The organism is Neobacillus niacini (assembly GCF_023715415.1).
GTDB lineage: Bacteria > Bacillota > Bacilli > Bacillales > Cytobacillaceae > Neobacillus > Neobacillus niacini_C.
The window spans coordinates 515,914-536,911 of record NZ_JAMBOB010000001.1 but is presented as its reverse complement, the minus strand read 5'-3'; the positions used below and the strand labels follow the sequence as shown (position 1 = coordinate 536,911).

At 36.7% G+C, this 20,998-nt stretch carries 26 protein-coding genes and 1 tRNA gene; 19 read left to right on the top strand and 8 right to left on the bottom strand.

Going from position 1 to position 20,998, the window contains the following annotated elements:
- Positions 1–79: 79 nt before the first annotated feature.
- Positions 80–820, bottom strand: a complete 741-nt coding sequence (gene prpE, locus M3189_RS02610) for a bis(5'-nucleosyl)-tetraphosphatase PrpE (protein WP_251631639.1) — start codon at positions 818–820, stop codon at positions 80–82.
- Positions 821–892: 72 nt separating this feature from the next.
- Between prpE and M3189_RS02605 the strand changes: the two genes are divergently transcribed.
- From M3189_RS02605 to M3189_RS02595, 3 genes are all read left to right on the top strand, one after another.
- Positions 893–2,740 carry a monovalent cation:proton antiporter family protein gene (locus M3189_RS02605; protein ID WP_251631636.1) on the top strand — a complete coding sequence of 616 codons (1,848 nt, stop codon included), beginning with the start codon at positions 893–895 and terminating at the stop codon, positions 2,738–2,740.
- 109 nt (positions 2,741–2,849) lie between these two features.
- Positions 2,850–3,620: an enoyl-ACP reductase FabI gene (gene fabI, locus M3189_RS02600; RefSeq protein WP_251631634.1), complete on the top strand. Its 771-nt coding sequence runs from the start codon at positions 2,850–2,852 to the stop codon at positions 3,618–3,620.
- 114 nt (positions 3,621–3,734) lie between these two features.
- Positions 3,735–4,274 (top strand): CotO family spore coat protein, encoded by a 540-nt coding sequence (locus M3189_RS02595; RefSeq protein WP_251631632.1) that lies wholly within the window; start codon positions 3,735–3,737, stop codon positions 4,272–4,274.
- A gap of 56 nt (positions 4,275–4,330) precedes the next feature.
- On the opposite strand, the gene M3189_RS02590 is transcribed toward M3189_RS02595, so the two are convergent.
- Positions 4,331–4,843 (bottom strand): CotY/CotZ family spore coat protein, encoded by a 513-nt coding sequence (locus tag M3189_RS02590; protein ID WP_251631630.1) that lies wholly within the window; start codon positions 4,841–4,843, stop codon positions 4,331–4,333.
- Positions 4,844–4,970: 127 nt separating this feature from the next.
- Between M3189_RS02590 and M3189_RS02585 the strand changes: the two genes are divergently transcribed.
- From M3189_RS02585 to M3189_RS02555, 7 genes are all read left to right on the top strand, one after another.
- Positions 4,971–5,321 carry a DUF1360 domain-containing protein gene (locus M3189_RS02585; protein ID WP_251631629.1) on the top strand — a complete coding sequence of 117 codons (351 nt, stop codon included), beginning with the start codon at positions 4,971–4,973 and terminating at the stop codon, positions 5,319–5,321.
- A 349-nt stretch (positions 5,322–5,670) separates the two neighbouring features.
- Positions 5,671–6,138: a YhcN/YlaJ family sporulation lipoprotein gene (locus tag M3189_RS02580; protein ID WP_251631627.1), complete on the top strand. Its 468-nt coding sequence runs from the start codon at positions 5,671–5,673 to the stop codon at positions 6,136–6,138.
- A gap of 16 nt (positions 6,139–6,154) precedes the next feature.
- Positions 6,155–6,631 (top strand): stage V sporulation protein AC, encoded by a 477-nt coding sequence (gene spoVAC / locus M3189_RS02575; RefSeq protein WP_251631625.1) that lies wholly within the window; start codon positions 6,155–6,157, stop codon positions 6,629–6,631.
- Positions 6,632–7,657: a stage V sporulation protein AD gene (gene spoVAD / locus M3189_RS02570; protein WP_251631622.1), complete on the top strand. Its 1,026-nt coding sequence runs from the start codon at positions 6,632–6,634 to the stop codon at positions 7,655–7,657. It begins immediately after the preceding gene.
- Between the two features lie 5 nt (positions 7,658–7,662).
- On the top strand, positions 7,663–8,019 hold the full coding sequence (gene spoVAE / locus M3189_RS02565; protein ID WP_251631621.1) for a stage V sporulation protein AE: 357 nt from the start codon (positions 7,663–7,665) through the stop codon (positions 8,017–8,019).
- Positions 8,020–8,116: 97 nt separating this feature from the next.
- On the top strand, positions 8,117–8,233 hold the full coding sequence (locus tag M3189_RS02560) for a YjcZ family sporulation protein (RefSeq protein ID WP_179158343.1): 117 nt from the start codon (positions 8,117–8,119) through the stop codon (positions 8,231–8,233).
- Positions 8,234–8,361: 128 nt separating this feature from the next.
- Positions 8,362–8,616: a stage VI sporulation protein F gene (locus M3189_RS02555; RefSeq protein WP_251631607.1), complete on the top strand. Its 255-nt coding sequence runs from the start codon at positions 8,362–8,364 to the stop codon at positions 8,614–8,616.
- A gap of 41 nt (positions 8,617–8,657) precedes the next feature.
- Here M3189_RS02555 and M3189_RS02550 read toward each other — a convergent pair whose 3' ends face one another.
- The 5 genes from M3189_RS02550 to M3189_RS02530 form a co-directional block, all read right to left on the bottom strand.
- Complete coding sequence (locus M3189_RS02550) at positions 8,658–10,940, bottom strand: ATP-dependent helicase (protein ID WP_251631605.1); 2,283 nt, start codon at positions 10,938–10,940, stop codon at positions 8,658–8,660.
- A gap of 126 nt (positions 10,941–11,066) precedes the next feature.
- Entirely contained in the window at positions 11,067–11,489 is a 423-nt protein-coding gene (locus M3189_RS02545) for a GNAT family N-acetyltransferase (RefSeq protein WP_251631603.1), read from the bottom strand.
- Between the two features lie 6 nt (positions 11,490–11,495).
- Positions 11,496–12,008 carry a YjcG family protein gene (locus M3189_RS02540; protein ID WP_251631601.1) on the bottom strand — a complete coding sequence of 171 codons (513 nt, stop codon included), beginning with the start codon at positions 12,006–12,008 and terminating at the stop codon, positions 11,496–11,498.
- Positions 12,009–12,116: 108 nt separating this feature from the next.
- Positions 12,117–12,839 carry an alpha/beta hydrolase gene (locus M3189_RS02535; RefSeq protein WP_251631599.1) on the bottom strand — a complete coding sequence of 241 codons (723 nt, stop codon included), beginning with the start codon at positions 12,837–12,839 and terminating at the stop codon, positions 12,117–12,119.
- A 98-nt stretch (positions 12,840–12,937) separates the two neighbouring features.
- Entirely contained in the window at positions 12,938–13,162 is a 225-nt protein-coding gene (locus M3189_RS02530; protein WP_251631591.1) for a hypothetical protein, read from the bottom strand.
- Between the two features lie 144 nt (positions 13,163–13,306).
- Here M3189_RS02530 and M3189_RS02525 point away from each other — a divergent pair.
- Positions 13,307–13,378 (top strand) — tRNA-Val (locus tag M3189_RS02525).
- 181 nt (positions 13,379–13,559) lie between these two features.
- Here M3189_RS02525 and M3189_RS02520 read toward each other — a convergent pair.
- On the bottom strand, positions 13,560–14,096 hold the full coding sequence (locus M3189_RS02520) for a ferritin-like domain-containing protein (protein WP_251631589.1): 537 nt from the start codon (positions 14,094–14,096) through the stop codon (positions 13,560–13,562).
- Between the two features lie 132 nt (positions 14,097–14,228).
- Here M3189_RS02520 and M3189_RS02515 point away from each other — a divergent pair, with 132 nt between their 5' ends.
- The 8 genes from M3189_RS02515 (at position 14,229) to M3189_RS02480 (ending at position 20,996) form a co-directional block, all read left to right on the top strand.
- Positions 14,229–14,846 (top strand): peroxiredoxin, encoded by a 618-nt coding sequence (locus tag M3189_RS02515; protein WP_251631587.1) that lies wholly within the window; start codon positions 14,229–14,231, stop codon positions 14,844–14,846.
- Positions 14,847–15,117: 271 nt separating this feature from the next.
- Entirely contained in the window at positions 15,118–15,510 is a 393-nt protein-coding gene (locus M3189_RS02510; RefSeq protein ID WP_251631586.1) for a YidH family protein, read from the top strand.
- A 230-nt stretch (positions 15,511–15,740) separates the two neighbouring features.
- A complete protein-coding gene (locus M3189_RS02505; protein ID WP_251631584.1) occupies positions 15,741–17,684 on the top strand; it encodes a CoA-disulfide reductase in 1,944 nt (647 codons plus the stop codon).
- Between the two features lie 122 nt (positions 17,685–17,806).
- On the top strand, positions 17,807–18,379 hold the full coding sequence (locus M3189_RS02500; RefSeq protein WP_251631583.1) for a sulfurtransferase TusA family protein: 573 nt from the start codon (positions 17,807–17,809) through the stop codon (positions 18,377–18,379).
- A gap of 19 nt (positions 18,380–18,398) precedes the next feature.
- Positions 18,399–18,788 (top strand): DsrE/DsrF/DrsH-like family protein, encoded by a 390-nt coding sequence (locus M3189_RS02495; RefSeq protein WP_251631581.1) that lies wholly within the window; start codon positions 18,399–18,401, stop codon positions 18,786–18,788.
- A 48-nt stretch (positions 18,789–18,836) separates the two neighbouring features.
- Positions 18,837–19,961 carry an MBL fold metallo-hydrolase gene (locus M3189_RS02490; protein ID WP_435368052.1) on the top strand — a complete coding sequence of 375 codons (1,125 nt, stop codon included), beginning with the start codon at positions 18,837–18,839 and terminating at the stop codon, positions 19,959–19,961.
- Between the two features lie 102 nt (positions 19,962–20,063).
- Positions 20,064–20,447 (top strand): DUF302 domain-containing protein, encoded by a 384-nt coding sequence (locus M3189_RS02485; RefSeq protein ID WP_251632076.1) that lies wholly within the window; start codon positions 20,064–20,066, stop codon positions 20,445–20,447.
- A gap of 180 nt (positions 20,448–20,627) precedes the next feature.
- Complete coding sequence (locus M3189_RS02480; RefSeq protein WP_251631577.1) at positions 20,628–20,996, top strand: hypothetical protein; 369 nt, start codon at positions 20,628–20,630, stop codon at positions 20,994–20,996.
- Positions 20,997–20,998: the final 2 nt, after the last annotated feature.

The window sequence follows — 20,998 nt, the reverse complement described above, 5'->3', positions numbered from 1 at the left end:
TAAAGAAGTCAGCCTTTTTGCGTTTTTTGGTGATTTCCTAGGAAATATGTCGATTGTTTTAGGATATATTACCCCTTTTTTAAGCAAAGTCTTTAAATTTTTCTTCTATGTATGGCATAGTAGAATCTACAGAAACTATTTCTAACTCTGGGTACCGAAGTGCAGTTAACTTACCGCCAAAAACAGCTCCCGTATCAATATTATAGGTATTATTGATAATTCTTGGTTCTTTTACGGGTGTGTGACCGTATACGATTATAGATTTACCGGCATACTCCTTAGCCCAATCTCTTCTTATGGGAGAACCATCAGGGTGTTTTTCACCAGTAATATCTCCATAAAGGACAAACGTCTTCACTTTTGAGTTTGATTTACCGATAAGTTCTTCTTTTATCCCAGCGTGTGCAATTACTAGCTTATTTTGATCTAATACTAAGTGAAGCGGCGACTTTTCATAAAGTTCAATGAATTTCCTTTTAATGGATTGCTGTTCTTTCCGTGGAAGTGATTTGAATTCTGCGACAGTTGTTTCAAGCCCATGGGTTTCCTGAACTTTATTACCAAGAAAGTAACGATAAAGTTTATTACAGTGGTTTCCGGGAGTGTAAAATGCCTTCTTCTGTTCTAAAACAAGACGCCATACTATTTCTGCTACCTTCAGAGAAGAAGGACCACGATCCGTTAAATCGCCCACAAAACCTAACAGTCTGTTTTCGGGATGAGACGGGATTCCGTCTACCCAGTGGTAGCCCAATTTCTTAGTTAATGCTTCCAATTCTGGCAAACAGCCGTGTATATCTCCAATGATATCAATTTTCATGGAATATTCCCCCTTATATTTATTTTTTGTTTGTTTTGTAATTTTTATAAAAAGAAATGAAGGAGGTCATTTATGGAACAGCATGCTTCTATAATATCTTTACTGGTGGTAGTAACGGTTGCGTTTGTAACCCCCCTTTTACTGCACCGTTTAAAATTAAATTTTATTCCCGTTGTCGTTGCAGAAATTATTATGGGTCTTGTGATTGGAAAAAGCGGCTTAAATGTAGTTCATGAAGATATGTGGTTAACAACGCTCTCGACACTTGGATTTATTTTCCTCATGTTTCTAAGTGGATTAGAAATTGATTTTACTGCCTTCACAGGAGGAAAGAAAAAAAATACACTTCCAAGCGGTAAAAAAGAACCGAACACGTTCATGGTTTCATCTATCATCTTTATTGGTATATTTATTTTTTCACTCGGGTTATCCTATTTGTTTGTATTTGCAGGTTTTATAGACAATGCCTTTTTAATGACACTAATTATATCAACTATTTCTCTAGGTGTCGTTGTACCAACATTAAAAGAAGCACATCTGATGAAATCAAACATTGGACAAATCATTTTGTTGGTTGCAGTGGTAGCTGATTTAGTGACCATGATACTTTTGGCCATTTTTGTGTCTATTTATGACCCTGGACAGGGGAATACATGGCTTCTACTCATATTGTTTGCTGCTGGTATTTTGTTGTATTTTGTTGGCAAACGTTTTAAAAATCGACCCTTGCTTGAATCAATGTCAAAAGGGACCGTACAAATCGGCACCCGTGCTGTATTCATGCTCATCATCGTTTTAGTTGGACTCTCAGAAACTGTAGGTGCAGAAAATATCCTAGGAGCTTTCCTAGCAGGTGTATTGGTTTCTCTCTTATCCCCAAATCAGGAACTAATCCATAAATTAGATTCCTTCGGTTATGGTTTCTTAATCCCAATCTTTTTTGTAATGATTGGCGTGGGGCTGGATGTCTGGTCTTTATTTGCGGATAAAAAACTTTTGTTATTAATACCACTCTTACTAGTAGGACTTTTGCTTTCCAAGATTGTTCCAGTTTATTTATTGAAAATCTGGTATGATACAAAAACTGTTCTTGCTTCGGGTTTCTTACTTACGTCTACTCTATCGTTAGTCATTGCAGCGGCGACAATTGGTGAGCGGATGGAGGTCATTACTCCAGAGATGAGTGGGACCCTCATACTCGTTGCGGTCATTACCTCCATTTTTACGCCAATAGCCTTTAAGAAATTATTCCCAAAAGAAGTGGCTGCAAACCAAAATGTAAGGATTGCATTTTTAGGTGCAAACCAAGTTACGCTTCCTGTCTCAAGGGAACTAAAATCAGGCTTATATGATTCAACGCTATACCATACAAGAATGGAAAAATCAGATAAACTAATTTCTAATTCATTATTTGATATCGTTGAGATTTTTGATTTTTCGTTGGAGACAATTGAGAAGAATAAGATTTTTCAAACGGATATTGTCGTCATTTCCACTGGCCAGGATCAGACAAATGCTACATTGGCTATAAGGGCTAAAGAAATGGGTGTATCCAGGGTAATTGCTCGAATTGAAAGTCCCGAATTTGAGCAAAGTCTGAAAGAAAATGAAATTGAAGTTTTCTCATCCTTTATGTCAACAAAAACATTGCTGCGTGCATTAATTGAAGCTCCAAGTGTTATGAACATTTTAACCAATCAAGAAAGCTCACTATATGAAATTAGAATGCAAAATGAGTATTACGACGGAATGACTTTAAGAAGGTTCCCGTTTACAGGTGATGTTATCTTTGTTCGTATATTTCGGGGAAAGGATTCTATTGTACCTCACGGTGACACTGAGTTGCTCCTAAATGATCGTTTGATTGTGACTGGGTCAAAGGAGTATGTGGATGAGCTAAAAAGGGAATTAGAATTCTAGGGAATAACCTTGAGAAAGCTGATACTTTTCATTTGTTAGTAAATAGTGTAAACTTAGTACCAAGTACTAATAACTAATATAATGGATAGAGTGGGAGGACTTTTTCTATATGAATCTTTCTTTAACTGGAAAAACCTATGTAGTAATGGGGGTAGCAAATAAACGTAGTATTGCATGGGGAATTGCACGTTCACTGCATAATGCAGGCGCACGTTTGGTCTTTACCTTTGCAGGTGAAAGACTTGAAGGAAATGTACGTGAATTAGCGGAATCGTTAGAAGCGGAAGGGACCTTGGTTCTTCCTTGTGATGTAACGAATGATGAAGAAGTGGCTAAATGCTTTGCTTCAATTAAAGAAACAGTAGGTACGATACATGGAGTTGCACATTGTATTGCTTTTGCGAACAAAGAAGAACTAAAAGGCGAATATTTGAATACGACAAGAGAAGGTTTCTTATTAGCACATAATATCAGCTCCTATTCTTTAACTGCTGTGGCAAAGGAAGCTAGAGGGTTAATGTCAGATGGCGGTAGTATTGTTACCTTAACCTACCTTGGAGGAGAGCGCGCATTACCAAATTATAATGTTATGGGTGTAGCGAAAGCATCTCTTGATGCCAGCGTTCGCTATCTTGCAGCTGATTTAGGAAAAGAGGGAATTCGTGTGAATTCAATCTCAGCTGGTCCAATTAGAACATTATCGGCTAAGGGTGTTGGCGATTTTAACGAAATTACAAGAGTAGTCGAAGAGAGAGCTCCGTTACGAAGAGCAACAACAACTGAAGAAGTTGGCGATACTGCTTTATTCCTTTTCAGTGACCTTTCAAGAGGAATCACAGGAGAAAATATACACGTTGACTCAGGTTACCACATTTTATAATTGTAATGCCCGCTAAGTAATTAGCGGGCATTTTTCTGTTCTAATTTTCATGAACGGGTATAGGCAAACTGCATACATATAGAATGTAGGGCTAGGTAAATGGAGGTGAATTGGATGGAGAAAAAGACTAAGCGTGGGCCGGTACTTTACGTCTCACAGACTTTTCTAGATACACCTATGAAAAATATGCAGGAAGTTTTTACAAACAGGCAGGAGGTTCAGCTGCCAATTGAAGAACCACAGCTAGAGGAGGAAAACAACAGGGAAAGCAACAAGGAAACTAACAAGAAAAAATTCTTTGAAGTCTCACTGGCTAAAGCAGAAATACCTAAAGAGGCTAAAGAACCTAAAGAAAAAGAAAAAGAAATGAAATACGGCAACAGTATTCAGCCAAAACAAGATAAACCCCGTACATTTAACAAAGTAAAAGGCTTTAGAGAAATGGACCTTATGGAGCGTTTAGAATACCTAGAAAATTTCCCTAAAGCATTACCGCCAGTTCCTTGCGTCTTTTATACGGAAGAAAAGAATTTACAAGGATATTTAGTTGAATACAATGATCAGGATGTTACGATTCGCTTTCCAAATCAAACAACAGAGACTATATTATTAAAAAACTTAAAGGATGTCATGATGATTGGCATAAAGAGGTAAAAAAAGTAAAAAAAAGCCAGCCGAGTTATCGACTGGCTCATTTTATTTCAAAATAATTAGTCACATAGACCAAGATCTACGTCAGCAATACATTGTATTGCACAGAAACAATTTAAGTCAACTGTGATACAGTCATTGCTGGCGCGGAAGCGTTCAACCTGACAAACTCTCTCAAGGTTAATACAGCATCTGTCTCCGCCGGCAACAAGGTTAATTGGGATAAAGTTCCCGCCTTCTCTGCGCCCTGGAATCAGAACACGAAGCGTTGCACAACAATTATCAAAAACATCTTCTACGCGGAAGAAAATTGATACACATGCATTGCCTTCGCCGCTAAAGAATGCGTGGAATGGTGAACCATCAGCGTTTTTTAATACAAACACACGAGTATCAGCCCGATCTCTTCTTGCTGGCGATACAAGTGAACCAAGTGGTTCCAAGAAACAACTTGGACAATCTACACATTCATCATCTAATACAGCATTGTCCTGGATATCTTTTATTGCACGAACAACATCACATACACAGCCATTGCTGCTCCGTGAGTCACTATTTCTGCCACAACCCATTAATTACTCCTCCTATCCGTGATATATATCTTACATTACTAACATATTTAAACAGGACCAATTGGGTAACGGACAAACGCCTTTTTGACAAAAATTAGGCTGATTAAATGGAAAAGGAGAGAAAAAAGTGAACATTGACCTTTTAACTTTTATATTATTAGGATTAGCCTGCTTCCGATTAACAAGGCTTATTGTTTTTGACAAAATAACTGAATTTCTAAGACAACCATTTTTTGATGAAATCGCAGAAGAAAATGAAGATGGTACTGTAGAGGTGTATTATCTTCCGAAGAGTACACCCATTAAAAAATTTATTGGCGAGCTGCTAAGCTGTTATTGGTGTACGGGGGTGTGGATTTCAGCAGGAGTAGTAACTGGATACTTCTTTTTACCTGCCTTATTCGTACCAATTATTCTCGTATTTGCTGTTGCGGGTATGGCGGCATTTTTAGAAGCTGTTGTTCAGCTTTGGATATAAGCGAAATAAGCTAAAATGGTTGTACGCCCGAGACAAGTTATCTATTTCTAACATATCTTATTAGTAGTAGTAATAACGATATGGGAGTGGTAAAAAGGGTGAATATTGATAATAAGAAAACGCAAACAACAAAAACAACACAAACAAAGAAAATTACTAAGAAAAAAGGCTGCGGCTGCGGTAAAAAAACTCAAAGATAATTGTTAACTGCCAGAATTTAATGGCAGTTTTTTTTTGTCACTTGAATCCAAAAACAAAAGTTACCAGAATCAAGTCATATTTTTGGTTATTCTCGAAAAAACTATATGAGAGTGATATTTCTATAATTCGGATAAGGGAAGGAAAATAAATGGTCTACATAATTCGGCTAATATTATTTGTATCAATTTTTTTAATGAGCTCTTGTAGTCAGGGGCAAAATGAGAAGGATAGCCAACTGGCTCTCATAAAAACGACCAATCCTAACCCGACTGTTACGGAGGAAAATAAGGGCCAGGACAATGCAGAAAAAATTGAAAAGGAAGTAGAAAGTTTCGATGAAATTTATGATGTTGCAGTTGTAAAGGGGAAAAAGGATACGCTTGTTGTCTATAAAGTGAAGCATATGCATCGGTTCAACATGAAAAAAGTCGAAAAGGATCTAAATAAAATTCTAGAAAAAAAATATCCTAAGGAAAACTTTACAGTGTCGAGTGATTATAAGGTATTTTTAGAAGCTGTGCGCCTAGTTGAGAGGAAGAATAATGGAAAACTTTCTGATAAGAAGGCTGAAAAACGTTTTAACGAGATTGTTAAAATGACATCAGATATGAAGTAAGAAGGGATGAATATCAATGGCGAGCAAGCAGAAAAATATGACGCCCCAACAGCAAAAATATCAGCAGCTCCAGCAAAAGCATGAACTAAAACGACCTGTCCTAAAGAATTGTATAAAGGCGTTTTGGGTAGGTGGATTAATATGTGTTGTTGGGCAAGCAATTAGTTATTTTTACATTTACTTTTTTAATTTCACAGAACAGAGTGTCGGCAATCCGACAGTAGCTACAATGGTATTCTTGTCTATGCTGCTAACAGGATTTGGTGTCTACGATCGCCTTGGACAGTATGCCGGAGCTGGGAGTGCGGTGCCTGTCACCGGATTTGGAAATGCTGTTATATCTGCCGCAATTGAGCACCGAACAGAAGGATTTGTGTTAGGTGTTGGCGGGAATATGTTCAAGCTTGCTGGCTCCGTTATTCTTTTCGGAGTGTTCTCTGCGTTTGTTGTTGCATTAATTAAAACGCTGTTGGGAATGTGGGGGGTTTTGTAATTGTTAAAAGGGCATCAATCTTGGGTTTTTAATAACCGGCCAATGATAGCAGCAACAGGTGTTTCCGGCGGTCCCTTCGAGGCAAATGGAAACCTAGCCAATGACTTTGATATCCTGCATGAGGATTTATGGATGGGGATGGATTCCTATGAAAAAGCACAAAGAGTTATGCTGGAAGAGGCAGTTAGAACCACTTTAGCAAAAGCAAAATTAGAGAAAGAACAAGTTGAATTTTTATTTGCTGGAGACTTAATTAATCAAATAACGCCCACTAGTTTTGCAGCAAGAACCATGCAAATTCCTTATTTTGGCCTTTTTGGAGCTTGCTCAACATCAATGGAAGGATTGGCATTAGCATCCTTTGTTGTCAATTACCAGGGGGCAAGAAATGTGTTAACCGGAGCCTCAAGCCATAATGCTGCTACTGAAAAACAGTTTCGTTATCCAACTGAGTATGGAGGACAGAAGCCTCCTACGGCACAATGGACAGTTACAGGTGCAGGGGTTGGCCTGATTACACAAAATAACCCTGGGAAAAAGCTGCCTGTCATCACCTCAGCAACAATTGGAAAGGTAATTGATATGGGATTGTCTGATCCTTTTAATATGGGAGGAGCTATGGCGCCAGCGGCGGCAGATACCATCATGGCTCATTTTCGTGATATGGAACTAGACCCCTCTTACTATGATTTAATTATTACAGGTGACTTGGGCAGAATTGGACATGATACTGCCTTTGAATTACTAGGCAAGAGTGGTCTTAAATTAGAACGGAAGCAATTTCAGGATTGTGGTCTATTACTTTATAAGGATGATCAGCCGGTTCAAGCTGGGGCAAGCGGTGCTGGTTGTTCAGCTGTTGTTTTATATGGTCATTTACTAAACCAGATGCAGCAAGGAAGGTATAAGCGGATATTAGTGGTTGCAACTGGGGCGCTTTTGTCACCACTTAGTTTTCAACAAAAAGAATCGATACCATGTATTGCACATGCGGTGGCCATTGAAATGAATGAAGAGGGAAGGTAATTCTGATGTTAGCAATGTTTTTTTGGGCATTTGTGGTTGGGGGATTAATTTGTGTGATTGGACAACTTCTATTTGACGTTGCTAAGCTTACACCTGGCCATACGCTAAGCTTATTAGTAGTGGCAGGTGCCATATTAGATGGATTCGGGCTGTATGAGCCATTAGTGGATTTTGCCGGTGCAGGTGCAACTATACCTATCACAAGCTTTGGTAATTCCTTAGTCCATGGTGCAATGCAGGACGCAGAAAAGCACGGACTTATAGGAGTTTTAACTGGCATGTTTCAAGTTACCAGTTCAGGTATCTCAGCGGCAATTATTTTTGGATTTATTGGTGCATTAATCTTTAAACCTAAAGGTTAAGAAAATTTCATAGGTTGTCTGTAGCATGTCGCCTAGTACACTTTGATGCCATATCTCATATGTTATTAATGAGACTTACAAAGTGAGGTGACACTCTATGTTCTATGGATATGGCGGCTGTGGCTACGGCGGTGGATATGGCGGCGGTTCAACTTTTGTTTTAATCGTCGTATTATTCATTCTTTTAATCATTGTTGGTGCTAGCTTTTATTAAAAATAGCATTGACGAGAAAAGGTTGGCCATCAGGTGGCCAGCCTTTTTCTTTTTAGTTATTCTTTTTTCACACTTTTATCCCGCCTTCATACAATAACAGTAGCCTATGAAGGAGCGTGATTTTTACCATGGATAATGGTTTCTTTAAAAATGTGGAAAAGAAAACTGGCGTTAATATGAAAGATATTCTTGAATTAGCGAATTCCTTACAAAATGCGAATTTTAAAGATGAAAAGACCGTTCGTAATGTTATCCGCCGAGTTTCGCAAATTGCAAATAAACCAGTAAATAGAGAAACAGAAGATAAAATTGTGCAATCTATCGTTAATGATGGAAAACAGCTTGATTTCAATACCATTTCAAAGATGATTAATAAGAAATAACGAAAGAAGACCTCTTTCCATGATGGAAACAGGTCTTTTCATTATTTTTTCCTTTTTTTCATTAAAGGTGTTAGGAACCGCGTAGAGTTAGCCTTTTTGCCTCTTCGATTCTGAGGAACAGAGATAAGAAGCTCCTGTTTCGCTCGTGTCATCGCAACATAAAATAGTCTTCTTTCCTCTTCTAGTGCCGCAAAATCGCCATTTCTCGAGCTATCCAATGCGTAATCATGCGGCAGACTGCCGTCGACCGCTCCAATAATATATACGTGTTTGTATTCTAATCCTTTTGCCCGATGGATCGTACTTAGACTAATGGCGTCAGGGAAATGTTTACTTAAATTTTTGATTTCCTTGTTCATCGCAGACATATGCTCCGTATGTGACAGGAAGGCTTGAATACTCGAAAAGCATTTTGCTGCAACCTTTAAATCTTTTAAATCATCAGATCCTTTATCTTGATTCGATTCAGTTCCTCGTTTTTTCAAAAAGTCAAGAAAACCCAGGTCTTTTTCAATGGTTTCGATTGACTTAGAAGGGGAGGCAAATTTCAACGAACGAATCAGCTGCACGGCCTTTTTTAATTTCTTTTCTTGAAAAGCATGTTTTGTTTTTAAATGGGAAAGCGCCTCTAGATAAGTACAATCCTTAAGTATACTTTCTGCCTTTATATCCTTTATTGCCGTCTGACTTAAAAAAAGAGCAGGTAAAATATCAGCTAATGCCTGATTGTCATCTTCATCTAAGCTTATTTTTAGAAAGGAAAGAACGCTCTTTACAATACGTCGTTCATAAAAAGCCTCTGAATCCAAATCTATTTTAAAAGGCAGGTTCGAACTGGCCAGTCGTTCAAACACGGCCCTAGACCCTGCATTAGTACGATATACTATCGCAAAATCTGATGGTTTTGCTCCTTGCACAATTTTCTCTTGAATATCGGTTACAATCATCGTTGCTTCTTCCTCTTCATCAAAAGGAAAGAAGAGGACAGGAGAGGTACCAGATTCAAATTGTGCTTTCATTTTCTTATATCTTCTACCCTTATTCTTCATTATCATTTCATTGGAGGCAGAGACAATTTCATGCGAGGAACGGTAGTTTTGTTCGAGTGAGACCAATTTTGCATAAGGAAAGTCCTTTTCAAACTCTAATAGATAACTAGGGTCACTACCTCGGAAGGAATAGATAGCTTGATCATCGTCCCCAACGGCACAAACATTTTTATGCTTGCCTGAAAGCAGCTTAATCAGTTCATATTGAACTTTATTGATATCTTGAAATTCATCAATGAGAAAATAATGAAAACGATTCTGGTAAAGTTCAAGCAACGAAGGATTGGTACTCAGCAGCTGATAGCAGCCAATCAGCATATCGTCAAAATCAAATAATCCTTTATGTGCTTTATATTCCTCATATTTCTTATAAAGGAAGGCGGTTTTTTCCTCCCAATCAGTCAGCGGCTTCACTTCATGAGGAAATAGGAGTGAATTCTTCCAAAAGCCAATTTGCTGAAGTGCTAAATCATAAGCAAATGCCTTCTCAGATAAATCGATTTCCTTACCAGCCTCTTTCAAAATCTTATCGCGCTGCCATTCCTTCTTCAACAGCCGCTCTCCGGACCAATTACTCCCCTCATGGTACACAAGAATACGATAAAAAATACTATGGAAGGTGCCTGTCACCAATTTATTAATTTGTCCCTTGTTCATCTGCGGATACGTAGTCAGACGATTTTTCATTTCACCAGCAGCTTTTGAGGTAAAGGTGACGAGCATGATGGTGCTCGGGTCAATTTTTTTTACATTTAACATATAAGCAGTACGTGCTGTGAGTACACGTGTTTTTCCGCTGCCGGCACCAGCAAGGACGATTAATGAGCCTTCAGTTTCAACAACAGCAGCTGCTTGACTTTTATCAAGTATGACTCCTTGTCCTGCCAGTTGACTTAGATAGGCGTCTTGTTCAATATGGTTGACCCCTTCAGTTTTAATAAATGGAAGGGAGCATTCGATTGTTTTTGCTGGACGGAATAACCCGATACTTTTAGTTGTTTCAATAATAGTTCTTCCTTGGGGGATACGAAATCCATTCCGCTCAACCATTACGGGTTCTTTCTCTTCGATAACAGGTTCCGGGCATGGATGTTCAGGAGATTTTATATGATAAAAATAAGGCTGCTCGAGTATACCAAGGAATAACCGTACCTTTTCATTACAGACAGGGCAGGATAATTCACCGTTTTTTCCCTGCAAATATAATAATTGATATTGTTCTCTACCTATTTGGTCAAGAACAATCCTTTGATTTTGATGCATAGCAGTTTTCATTTTTTAGCCTCTTTTTTTAAAAAATACGACAAACTCTATCATAGCAAAACTAGTACCTATCGAAAAGGGCACATATCGATAAAAGAAATGAAAAAGCACTTGCCACTTAAGGGCAAGCGCTTGAAATTAAATTTTTTTAATCATAGTTTTATGAGGTATTCCAGCGTCTAGGAATTCTTCGGAAACAACCTCATAACCGAGACCAGCGTAAAATGGGATAGCGTGTGTTTGAGCATTTAACTTTAATTTATGTAGATTTTTTTTGAGTGCATATGCTTCAATTTCTCTCATAAGGGCTTTTCCAGAGCCAGTATTTCTAGCTTCTTTTAATACACAAATTCGTTCTACCTTTCCGTAGCCATCGACAACACGGAACCTGCCGGCGGCAATTGGTGAATCCTCATGGTAGGAAACAAAATGCGTGCATTCATCCTCATGTTGATCAATTTCTTCTTCGGCAGGGACATTTTGCTCGTCAATAAAGACAGTTCTTCTGACAGAAAAAGCATCTTCAAGTTCTTTTTCATTTTCTACAACTTTTGCATTCATAGGTGATTATTCCTTTCCTAGGCGAAATGTTTCATAAACCGTCCATGAACCATTTTCTAACTGATAGAGTAAATGGAAGCGGTCAACACTTTCTTCATGATCGAATCTTTTCATTCTTAATGAGCCATAAACATCTGAATGCTCATCATTTGAAAGGTCCTGACCAATCGTTATATGTGGAACGAAAGCATATTCTAAATTTTGCTCACTAAATTCTTGATTGATTTCATGATGTAATAGATTTAACTCTTCAGTTGGCTCTACTTTAAAATAAATAACATTATTTACTGGCTGAAATGAACTGATTTTTGTTGTTTTTAATGTAAACGCATTGGTATTGCGTGCGATTTGCCTTAATTTATCAGCAAAGTGGACAACATCCTCTTCCCTTGCTTCAAATGCATTCTTCAACGTTAGGTGTGGAGTGATGAGTGAATAATGCGGGTCATAACGCTTTCGATAGGAATTAGCTAAATCCTGTAGTTTTTTTGATGGAAAAATAACAACCCCAAATTTCATTTGTCTAACCTCCATTTAACAAGAATTTTACTGTGATTTGTCGGTGCAGTCATGGACCTTCCTGATATTATAGCAAATATTCAAAAAATATGAAAACCTTATCATTAGCTAAAACATCATCTTTAAGGCTCTTTTTAAGTCAGGCTGCCAATATGTCCATGTATGGTCGCCTTCGAATTCATCATAAAAGTATGTAATGGACTTGCTAGTAAGAAGAGTCGAAAGCTTGCGATTTGATTTAAGAAAGTCGCTTGTTTTACCGTTAGTGGTTTTGACTTCAGTTTCCCCCGTACCAATGATGTGATAGATTTCTAAAAGTTCAGTTTCAGTAAATTTTTGGACAGAATCCATTACCTGGTCATCAACATATGGTGATTGTAATAACACTTTACCAAAGGTGTGCGGATACTGGAGAGCGGTCATTAATGATGCGGTAGCTCCTAGTGAATCCCCGATTAGCGCCCTAGTTGAACCCATCTGATAAGTTGGAAATTTGTTATCTAGGAACGGAACTAATTCATGTGCTAAAAAGCGAATGTATTGTTTGTTTTGTTCTCCAGCAGGGTGATATTTCCTGCGGCGATCCTCCACATCCTTATAGGGTATCCCAATGATGATTAAATTTTCAATTTCCCGCTCAAAAAGATACTCATCCGCTAATCGTCCAATTCTGCCAAGTTGAAAATAATCTCTGCCATCTTGGGCGATTAACAGTGAGTATTTATATAATGGTGAGAAATTTGCTGGTAAATAGATTAGAAGCTGTATTTCTTCTCCGAGCTCATTACTTTTAATACTATGTTCTTTAATTGTGCCTTTTGGTATCTCCATGCGACAAATCCCCCAATGTTCGATTGATACAACTGCATTTTATCATAACATTGTTAGAATTGCTCAAGTGGAAAGTGAAGTTTATATTGGGGGATATATTAGTGTAGGAATCGTTTGTTAGAGTGAGGATTTGGCATGATAGATAATATATTTTCCTTACGAAAGGTCCGAACCTGTTTCCGTAAGAGACAATAAGCCCGAATGTACTCATCATTCACTTCTTTCACAAGTAATTTCCGTTGTGAAATCTGCTGGTCCCCAGATAGGTAAATCATTTCCAATGGAATATTTTCCTCTATAGAACGTAGTAAAAGCCCTTCCATGTTAATCCCGCCTTTCTGATATTGTATACTATTATTATATCCGAACGTCAGTTCTTTATTCAAGTTATTTTAGAACGTATGTTCCTTAATAAAACTATTGACATTTTATGAGTTTTTACTATAATTATATTTGTAGCTTAATACGACTTGTTAGCTCAGTGGGAGAGCACTTCCTTGACAGGGAAGGGGTCGTGGGTTCGAATCCCTCACAGGTCATTCCATTTTTTAGGGCTGAAACCTTGATTAATCAGGGTTTCAGTTTTTTTGTATATTTTTTTTAGTACTGACATTTTACTAAAGTGAACAACCTGTATAGTTAGTGGAATAAACACCATTTATCTCGAAATAAAAAAATCCCCAAAAAAGGGGAATTATCTTTGATAAGGTGCAATTTATTTTACTGATATTGACTTAGACCTCTTTTGAAAGCAACTAAATGATTTTGGGAAGCCTCACCAAGTTGTTTCATTACAACTTTAACATCTTGAGGAATATCAGATATTGATGTTAATTTATTATACATAGCTATGTTGTCAACTTCTCCTACAACACCACTTTGAAAAGCCTCTTTTAAAGAACCAGGTTCTTTTGTATACAGTTTTGCATTGTCTTCAGGAACCTTAATTTTGTACTTTTCAAATAAAGAAAGAAGTGCTGAAATATGTCTTTGTTCCGCTGACTTAATTTGTGCAAAAGGTCTAATGGAACCGAATTTTGCAATAATAGTATCGTATCTAGCTTGTGCAAGATGCTCATCTTGAATTGCGTAAGTTAAAGCTTTTTCTAAAGTAATAGATGAATCCTGAAGTGCTCCTTTAGCCCCGTAATTTTGTGGAAGTTGAGTTTCAGCACTTGCTTCAACATTATAAAAGGCAAAAAGAAAAAGAAAGCCCATTATAATAATGTTTGGCAATCTTGTTAGTTTCCTTTCCATCACACATCCCCCCCTCTAAAGTTTTCTTATTTATCTTTCTCAAAATCCTTTTTTAAAACACAAATTTTTTAGACTTGCACTACATATTTGTGTTTTCCATAAAATAATTGGTATAAGAATTGAGGTGGAAATATGGAATTTAAAAGACCGGACGATATTTTAGTAGACTGTGTTCTTCCTTTTTGTGCTCAAACAACGGATTTTGCTCCATTATTTGTGGCTGAAGCTTACGACAATGTAGAAAAGAAAATAAAAGAAATTCGTCTGGAAAGTTATCGTGGAAAATGGGTGATCTTATTTTTCTATGCTAGTGATTTCACTTTTGTTTGACCGACAGAGTTGGCAGCGGTCGCTGCTATTTATGATCAACTGAAGTTTCTGAATACAGAAGTCCTTGCAATAAGTACAGACAGTGTATATTCTCATAAAATTTTTACTGAGGTTTCTCCCTCTGCGTCAAAAGTGACGTTTCCACTTTTAAGCGACCGAACACATAAAATTAGTAAAGCATTCAGAGTATTAAACGAGAAAACGGGAGCTGCATTCAGGGCAACCATCATTATAGATACAGAAGGAACTATTGTTACAAAATTTCTAAACCCTTTAGAAGTTGGTCGAAATGTTTACGAAATTATAAGGGTAATTCAAGGAATACAATATAGTAGAAGCACTGGAGAAGGTGTCCCGGCTAATTGGGTCCCAGGGCAACCTGGAATTATTAGGGATCCAAAGTATATTGGTAGAATTTAGGGATTACTCAATAATCTTCAGTATGCTTTTAATTTGAAATAGAAATGAGTAGTTGAATTAATATTATACATTTTCGTTCTACGACAATCGGACGCGATTCTTAAAAAGGATCGCTTTTTTTATTCAATAAACGGGTGCATTTGTTCAATATCCTCAATTTTAAAAAAAGCCATTAGGTTCCTAGGAAATCAGGATATCGTCTCTTTTGAGGTATAAAGAGTATATAAGGGTATAAATTAAAAAGGAAAGCAAAATTAAGGAGGAGGAAGCAATGAGTATCGGAAAAGAAATAGAAAAAGAGAGAGACAACATACCAACACTCGATTCGAAGTATATTCAGCAGCATTTAGCAAATGAAAGAACGTTTTTAGCTTGGATTAGGACTGCTATTGCAATCATTGGAGTGGGTTTCTTAGTTACGAATTTACATTTTAATATGAAAGAAAGTCTTTCTCCTGTTGGAGATTTACTTGCAAATATGATAGGAATTGCTTCAGTTGGTATCGGAATCAGTACAATCATTATGGCAACCGTTGTTTATCTAATAAAAATCAATACGATTAATAACCAAACATATACAGCATCAAAAAAATATATTATTACTCTTAGTGTATTTATAATTGTTATTGCCTTATTATTTGGTTCATATTTCTTACTTATATAATATAAATTCTCATATCTATTGAGGGCAGACCCATAGAATACTAGGTTTTTTAATGGACTTCACAGTAATTATGAAGGAATTGTGAACAAGTTAAAAAGAGTATTTACAATATTTTTTTGTGGTTTATAATACCCATATAGGTATAAACCTAGTGGGGTATATCTTAAGGTTGAATTTAAAAATAAATATAGTTTATATACAAAGATACTCAATTTGGAGGAGATGTTATTATGACTAAGAAAATTATCATTGTTGGTGGGGTTGCTGGTGGAGCGACAGCTGCAGCAAGACTAAGAAGAATAAGTGAAGACGTAGAGATTGTTCTTGTAGAACGTGGAGAACATATTTCATTTGCAAACTGCGGTTTACCTTATTATATCGGTGAAACAATTAAAGACAGAAGCAAACTATTAGTACAAACAGTTAAAGGAATGTCGGAACGATTTAAACTAGATATTCGAAACTTAAGTGAAGTAATGAGCATAAATCCTGGAAAGAAAAGTGTTATGATAAAGAATCTACAATCTGGGGAAGTTTATGAAGAAGCTTATGACAAATTATTGTTATCTCCTGGAGCAAGACCAATCGTTCCTCCTATTCCTGGATTAAGTGAAAATACAAATTTATTTACGTTAAGAAATATTCCTGATACGGATAAAATCAAAAACCATGTAGATAACAATAATCCAAAAAGGGCTGTTGTTGTCGGTGGTGGATTTATTGGAATTGAGATGGCCGAGAACCTCGTTGATCGAGGAATCCAAGTGACACTTATTGAAATGGCCAATCAAATAATGGCACCAATTGATTTTGAAATGGCGAGTATTTTACACACTCATTTAAAAGAGAAAGGTGTTCAGCTGATATTAGAAAATGGAGTCCAATCATTTGCGGAACATGGTAAGAAAGTAATCCTATCAGATGGAACGGAAATCCAAACAGATATGACCATACTATCAATTGGTGTTAGACCAGAAAATGAATTAGCAAAAACAGCAGGACTGGAATTAGGAGAGCGTGGTGGTATTGTTGTTAATGAATTCCTTCAAACTTCTAATGAAGATATCTATGCTGTTGGGGACGCAGTAGAAGTTATTGATTATATTAGTGGTACCAAGGCGATGATTCCATTAGCTGGTCCTGCAAACCGACAAGGGCGTATTGCTGCAAATAATATGATGGGCAAATATGAGAAGTACCAGGGGACATTAGGTACCTCGATTGCAAAGGTGTTTGACTTAACGGTAGCGGCAACTGGAAACAATGAGAAAACATTAAAGCGTTTAGGTGTTAACTACGAGGTTGTTCATATTCATCCAAGTTCTCATGCGGGATATTATCCAGGCGCGGCACCAATTGCCCTAAAATTAATTTTTGATAAGGAAACGGGAAAAATCTTCGGTGCTCAGGCAGTAGGGGCAGATGGTGCTGACAAGCGAATGGACGTAATTGCTACAGCGATTAAGGGTGGTTTAACAGTAGAAGATTTAACGAATTTAGAATTATCTTATGCACCACCATTTTCTTCTGCAAAAGATCCCGTTAATATGGCAGGCTATGTGGCAACGAATATTATGGAGGGGGAATTAGACCATATTCAATGGCACCAGGTTGATCAAATCGTATCAGAGGGCGGAATTCTAATCGATGTTCGTGAACCAATGGAACGTGAATTTGGTTTTATTGAAGGCTCCATTAATTTCCCTCTAAACGACCTAAGAACAAAATTAGATGAAATCCCAAAAGATAAGACCGTTTATGTAAGCTGTCAGGTAGGATTAAGAGGATATTTAGCAAGCCGGATTCTAAAAAATAACGGTTATCAAGTGAAAAATGTTGATGGTGGCTGGAAAACTTATTCGTCCGTATATGGAAGCAATATAAATAAAAATGTTGAAACAAAAACAAACGACCTTGGTGAGACAGAGTTAGTAAAAGAAAATGAAATAAATGTAGATTCTGTAGTAGATGTTAGTGGTTTAACATGTCCAATGCCGGTCATAAAATTAAAAAAAGGCATTGATTCATTGGAAAGTGGACAAGTCATAGAGCTACATGTAACAGACCGTGGCGCTTTAAATGACCTTCCAGCATGGTCAAGTAATGCAGGACATACCCTTTTAAAGACAGAACAAGAAGAAAAACTTATTAAATTCTGGATTAAAAAGAAATAAATCAAAAGCATGACTCAATCATTGGAGTCATGCTTTTTTTATTTGACATTAAAAAAGAAAAAATATGGCAGGCGGGATATTGACGACAAAGGGTGATAATAAACGAGAAAGGAGGGAAATAGATGGAAGTTACTGTTAATAAGGTGTTGGATGCTAAAGGTTTAGCATGTCCGATGCCTATTGTTAAAACTAAAAAAGAAATGACTAGCCTTGAACCAGGGCAAGTAATAGAAATACAAGCGACAGACAAAGGATCAACTGCTGATTTAAAAGCTTGGGCACAAAGCACAGGCAACCAATATTTAGGTACAGTAGAGGATAGCAATATTTTAAAACATTATCTTCGTAAAGCTAGTGCAGAAGAAGAAAAAACAGAAACAAAACACCCTGATGTGGTTAGTTTAGATGATCTTCTAAAAAATTTAGATGGAAATGAGAAAATTACTGTTCTTGATGTTAGAGAACCAGCTGAATATGCTTTTGGTCATATTCCTGGTTCCATAAATATACCTCTTGGGGAATTGGAGCATCGGTTTGAGGAAATACAAAACGCTGAAAATCTACATGTAATATGCAGAACAGGAAACCGAAGTGACTTAGCAGCTCAAAAACTAACAGATAAAGGCATTAATTACGTAAAAAATGTGGTTCCTGGAATGAAGGATTGGACAGGACCTGTTGAAACGAAACAATAAATTCAAGGAGGTTAAAATCATGAGAGTAGCAATTATTGCCGCGAATGGCGGAATGTTCGATGCCTATAAAGTCTTCAATATTGCAACAGCGGCGGCAGCCACGGATGCAGAAGTGGGAATATTTTTTACTTTTGAGGGATTAAACCTTATTCATAAAGAAGCACATAAAAATTTGCCTATGCCTGCAGGTACAGAACATTTTCAAGAAGGGTTTAAAAAGGCTAATGTGCCTCCTGTGGAAGAATTAGTGGGTATGGCAAGTGAAATGGGTGTCAAAATGATTGCCTGTCAAATGACTATGGATGTTATGAGCTTAGAAAAAGAACATTTTATCGAAGGAATAGATGTTGGAGGAGCTGTTACATTTTTAACATTTGCTAAAGAAGCAGACGTAACCTTAACCTTTTAACAACTAAAGACTTTTTCAACAAAGGAGGGAAAAGGCTTGGAGACAGCAATAGCTATTAAAACCATAACGGTTAAGGAATTGGCTAGGAAGGTTCTAAATCATGAAGATCTCTTCATCCTTGATGCTCGAAATACGGACGATTTTGACGATTGGAAAATCGAAGGGAAAAATATTCAAATCATTAATACACCATACTTTGATTTATTAGAAGGAGTAGACTCGATTTTAGAAAGGTTGCCAAAGAATAAAGAAATCTATGTAATATGTGCAAAAGGTGGTTCCTCAGAGTTCGTTGCTCAACAAATTGCTGAAGAAGGATTTACAGATGTTTATTCCGTTGAAGGTGGTATGAAGGCTTGGAGTGAACATTTAGAGCCTATAAAGATTGGTGTATTGAAAAATGGGGGAGCTATTTACCAATTTGTCCGTATTGGGAAAGGCTGTCTATCCTACCTCATAGAATCCAATGGCGAAGGTGCCATGATTGATACCAATCGTATGCTCGAACCTTACGAAACACTTATTAAAGAGAAAAATATTAAATTAACGCATGTACTGGATACTCATTTACATGCGGACCACATCTCCGGTGGAAGAGTATTGGCGGAAAAATTGGGGGCATCTTATTTCCTTCCTCCAAGAGATGCTGCTGAAGTAACCTTTAGTTATCAACAAATACATGATGGTGACGAATATAAAGTAGGCAAAACAACCATTAAAGCAGTCTATTCACCTGGGCACACAATCGGAAGTACCTCATTTGTAATTGATGAACAATATTTGTTAACAGGAGATATCCTATTTATTGATTCCATTGGTCGCCCAGACTTGGCAGGAAAGGCAGAAGATTGGGTAGGGGATTTAAGATACACATTATATAACCGTTACAAAGAATTAGCAGATGATTTATTGGTACTGCCAGCTCATTATATGGGGATTAATGAAATGAATGAAGATGGAAGTATTTCTGATAAGCTTGGTGAGCTATATCAAAAAAATCATGGATTAAATATCCAGGATGAAAATGAATTTAGAAGAACGGTTACTGAAAACTTACCACCACAACCAAATTCCTATCAAGAAATACGGGAAACAAATATGGGGAAAATCACTCCTGATGAGGAACAGCAACGGGAAATGGAAATTGGCCCAAATCGCTGCGCTGTCAGATAGATGGATTAAATATGGCTTAACAATTGTGAGAGGTAGCTGTCACAGTTACCTTTCCTTTTGAATAGTAAGCTAATTCTATATATAGAAGGGAAGAATAAAATGTTGTTCGATTATACTGTTATAACTAATAAAACTATTGATGAAGCCATACATAATCTAGAAGAAAGTTTAAAACAAGAAAAGTTTGGAGTTTTATGGATGTTTGATATCAAAGAAAAATTGCAAGAAAAAGGGCTAGAGTTTTCAAAGGAATTTAAAGTGCTTGAAGTTTGTAATCCTGATGAGGCCCAAAGGGTATTGAATCAGAATGAAATGGCAGGATATTTCTTACCCTGTAAAATCGTGGTATATGAACATGAAGGAAAAACGAAAATAGGAATGTCAAAACCAACTGCGCTATTTAGCTTACTAAACGATGAGAAAATGAAATTATTTGCTAAAGATATTGAAGATAGGCTGATTAATGTATTAAACAATAGTATATGAAGGTTAAATACATTGGTATTTATTATGGTTGTTATATTAATGAATCTTTGTATTACTTATTGGCCGCTGGTAACAGCGGTCTTTTATTCGAAAAACTTTTTTATTAACAGTTGACATTATACCTATAGGGGTATAATATAGAACATGTCATTGAAATTTGTTTCTTTGTGGGAGGCTAAAATGATATATTTAATATTAGCATCAATAGTAATACTAGTTATAATATATAACAGATATTTCCCAGTTCTGGGTGTAAAATATTATCAATTAGGAGAACTTGATTTGTCTAAAGTGAAAATTCTTGATATAAGAGACTATAATGATTCTTACAAGAATCCAATAGAAGGTTCTATGAATATTCCTTTAGGTTATCTTAAAAGGAATATCAATGAGATTCCACATATAGATTTACATTTAGTTGTATCAAGTTTACTTGAAAAAAATGTTGGAGCCCGTGTTTTAAGACAGAAGGGATATCGAGTTGTTGGATATTCATTTGTAGGTAATAAATTAGAGGAAAGCCATTTAGAAGTAAAAGTTCACTGTTAGGA

What these genes read in the sequence shown, in the direction of transcription:
- M3189_RS02500 (WP_251631583.1), top strand. Translation starts at nt 17,807, where the DNA reads ATGGAAGTTACTGTTAATAAGGTGTTGGATGCTAAAGGTTTAGCATGT.
- M3189_RS02505 (WP_251631584.1), top strand. Translation starts at nt 15,741, where the DNA reads ATGACTAAGAAAATTATCATTGTTGGTGGGGTTGCTGGTGGAGCGACA.
- M3189_RS02480 (WP_251631577.1), top strand. Translation starts at nt 20,628, where the DNA reads ATGATATATTTAATATTAGCATCAATAGTAATACTAGTTATAATATAT.
- M3189_RS02595 (WP_251631632.1), top strand. Translation starts at nt 3,735, where the DNA reads ATGGAGAAAAAGACTAAGCGTGGGCCGGTACTTTACGTCTCACAGACT.
- fabI (WP_251631634.1), top strand. Translation starts at nt 2,850, where the DNA reads ATGAATCTTTCTTTAACTGGAAAAACCTATGTAGTAATGGGGGTAGCA.
- M3189_RS02495 (WP_251631581.1), top strand. Translation starts at nt 18,399, where the DNA reads ATGAGAGTAGCAATTATTGCCGCGAATGGCGGAATGTTCGATGCCTAT.
- prpE (WP_251631639.1), bottom strand. Translation starts at nt 820, where the DNA reads ATGAAAATTGATATCATTGGAGATATACACGGCTGTTTGCCAGAATTG.
- M3189_RS02520 (WP_251631589.1), bottom strand. Translation starts at nt 14,096, where the DNA reads ATGGAAAGGAAACTAACAAGATTGCCAAACATTATTATAATGGGCTTT.
- M3189_RS02545 (WP_251631603.1), bottom strand. Translation starts at nt 11,489, where the DNA reads ATGAATGCAAAAGTTGTAGAAAATGAAAAAGAACTTGAAGATGCTTTT.
- M3189_RS02510 (WP_251631586.1), top strand. Translation starts at nt 15,118, where the DNA reads ATGAGTATCGGAAAAGAAATAGAAAAAGAGAGAGACAACATACCAACA.
- M3189_RS02555 (WP_251631607.1), top strand. Translation starts at nt 8,362, where the DNA reads ATGGATAATGGTTTCTTTAAAAATGTGGAAAAGAAAACTGGCGTTAAT.
- M3189_RS02540 (WP_251631601.1), bottom strand. Translation starts at nt 12,008, where the DNA reads ATGAAATTTGGGGTTGTTATTTTTCCATCAAAAAAACTACAGGATTTA.
- spoVAE (WP_251631621.1), top strand. Translation starts at nt 7,663, where the DNA reads ATGTTAGCAATGTTTTTTTGGGCATTTGTGGTTGGGGGATTAATTTGT.
- M3189_RS02530 (WP_251631591.1), bottom strand. Translation starts at nt 13,162, where the DNA reads ATGGAAGGGCTTTTACTACGTTCTATAGAGGAAAATATTCCATTGGAA.
- M3189_RS02550 (WP_251631605.1), bottom strand. Translation starts at nt 10,940, where the DNA reads ATGAAAACTGCTATGCATCAAAATCAAAGGATTGTTCTTGACCAAATA.
- M3189_RS02560 (WP_179158343.1), top strand. Translation starts at nt 8,117, where the DNA reads ATGTTCTATGGATATGGCGGCTGTGGCTACGGCGGTGGATATGGCGGC.
- M3189_RS02535 (WP_251631599.1), bottom strand. Translation starts at nt 12,839, where the DNA reads ATGGAGATACCAAAAGGCACAATTAAAGAACATAGTATTAAAAGTAAT.
- M3189_RS02590 (WP_251631630.1), bottom strand. Translation starts at nt 4,843, where the DNA reads ATGGGTTGTGGCAGAAATAGTGACTCACGGAGCAGCAATGGCTGTGTA.
- spoVAC (WP_251631625.1), top strand. Translation starts at nt 6,155, where the DNA reads ATGGCGAGCAAGCAGAAAAATATGACGCCCCAACAGCAAAAATATCAG.
- M3189_RS02580 (WP_251631627.1), top strand. Translation starts at nt 5,671, where the DNA reads ATGGTCTACATAATTCGGCTAATATTATTTGTATCAATTTTTTTAATG.
- M3189_RS02605 (WP_251631636.1), top strand. Translation starts at nt 893, where the DNA reads ATGGAACAGCATGCTTCTATAATATCTTTACTGGTGGTAGTAACGGTT.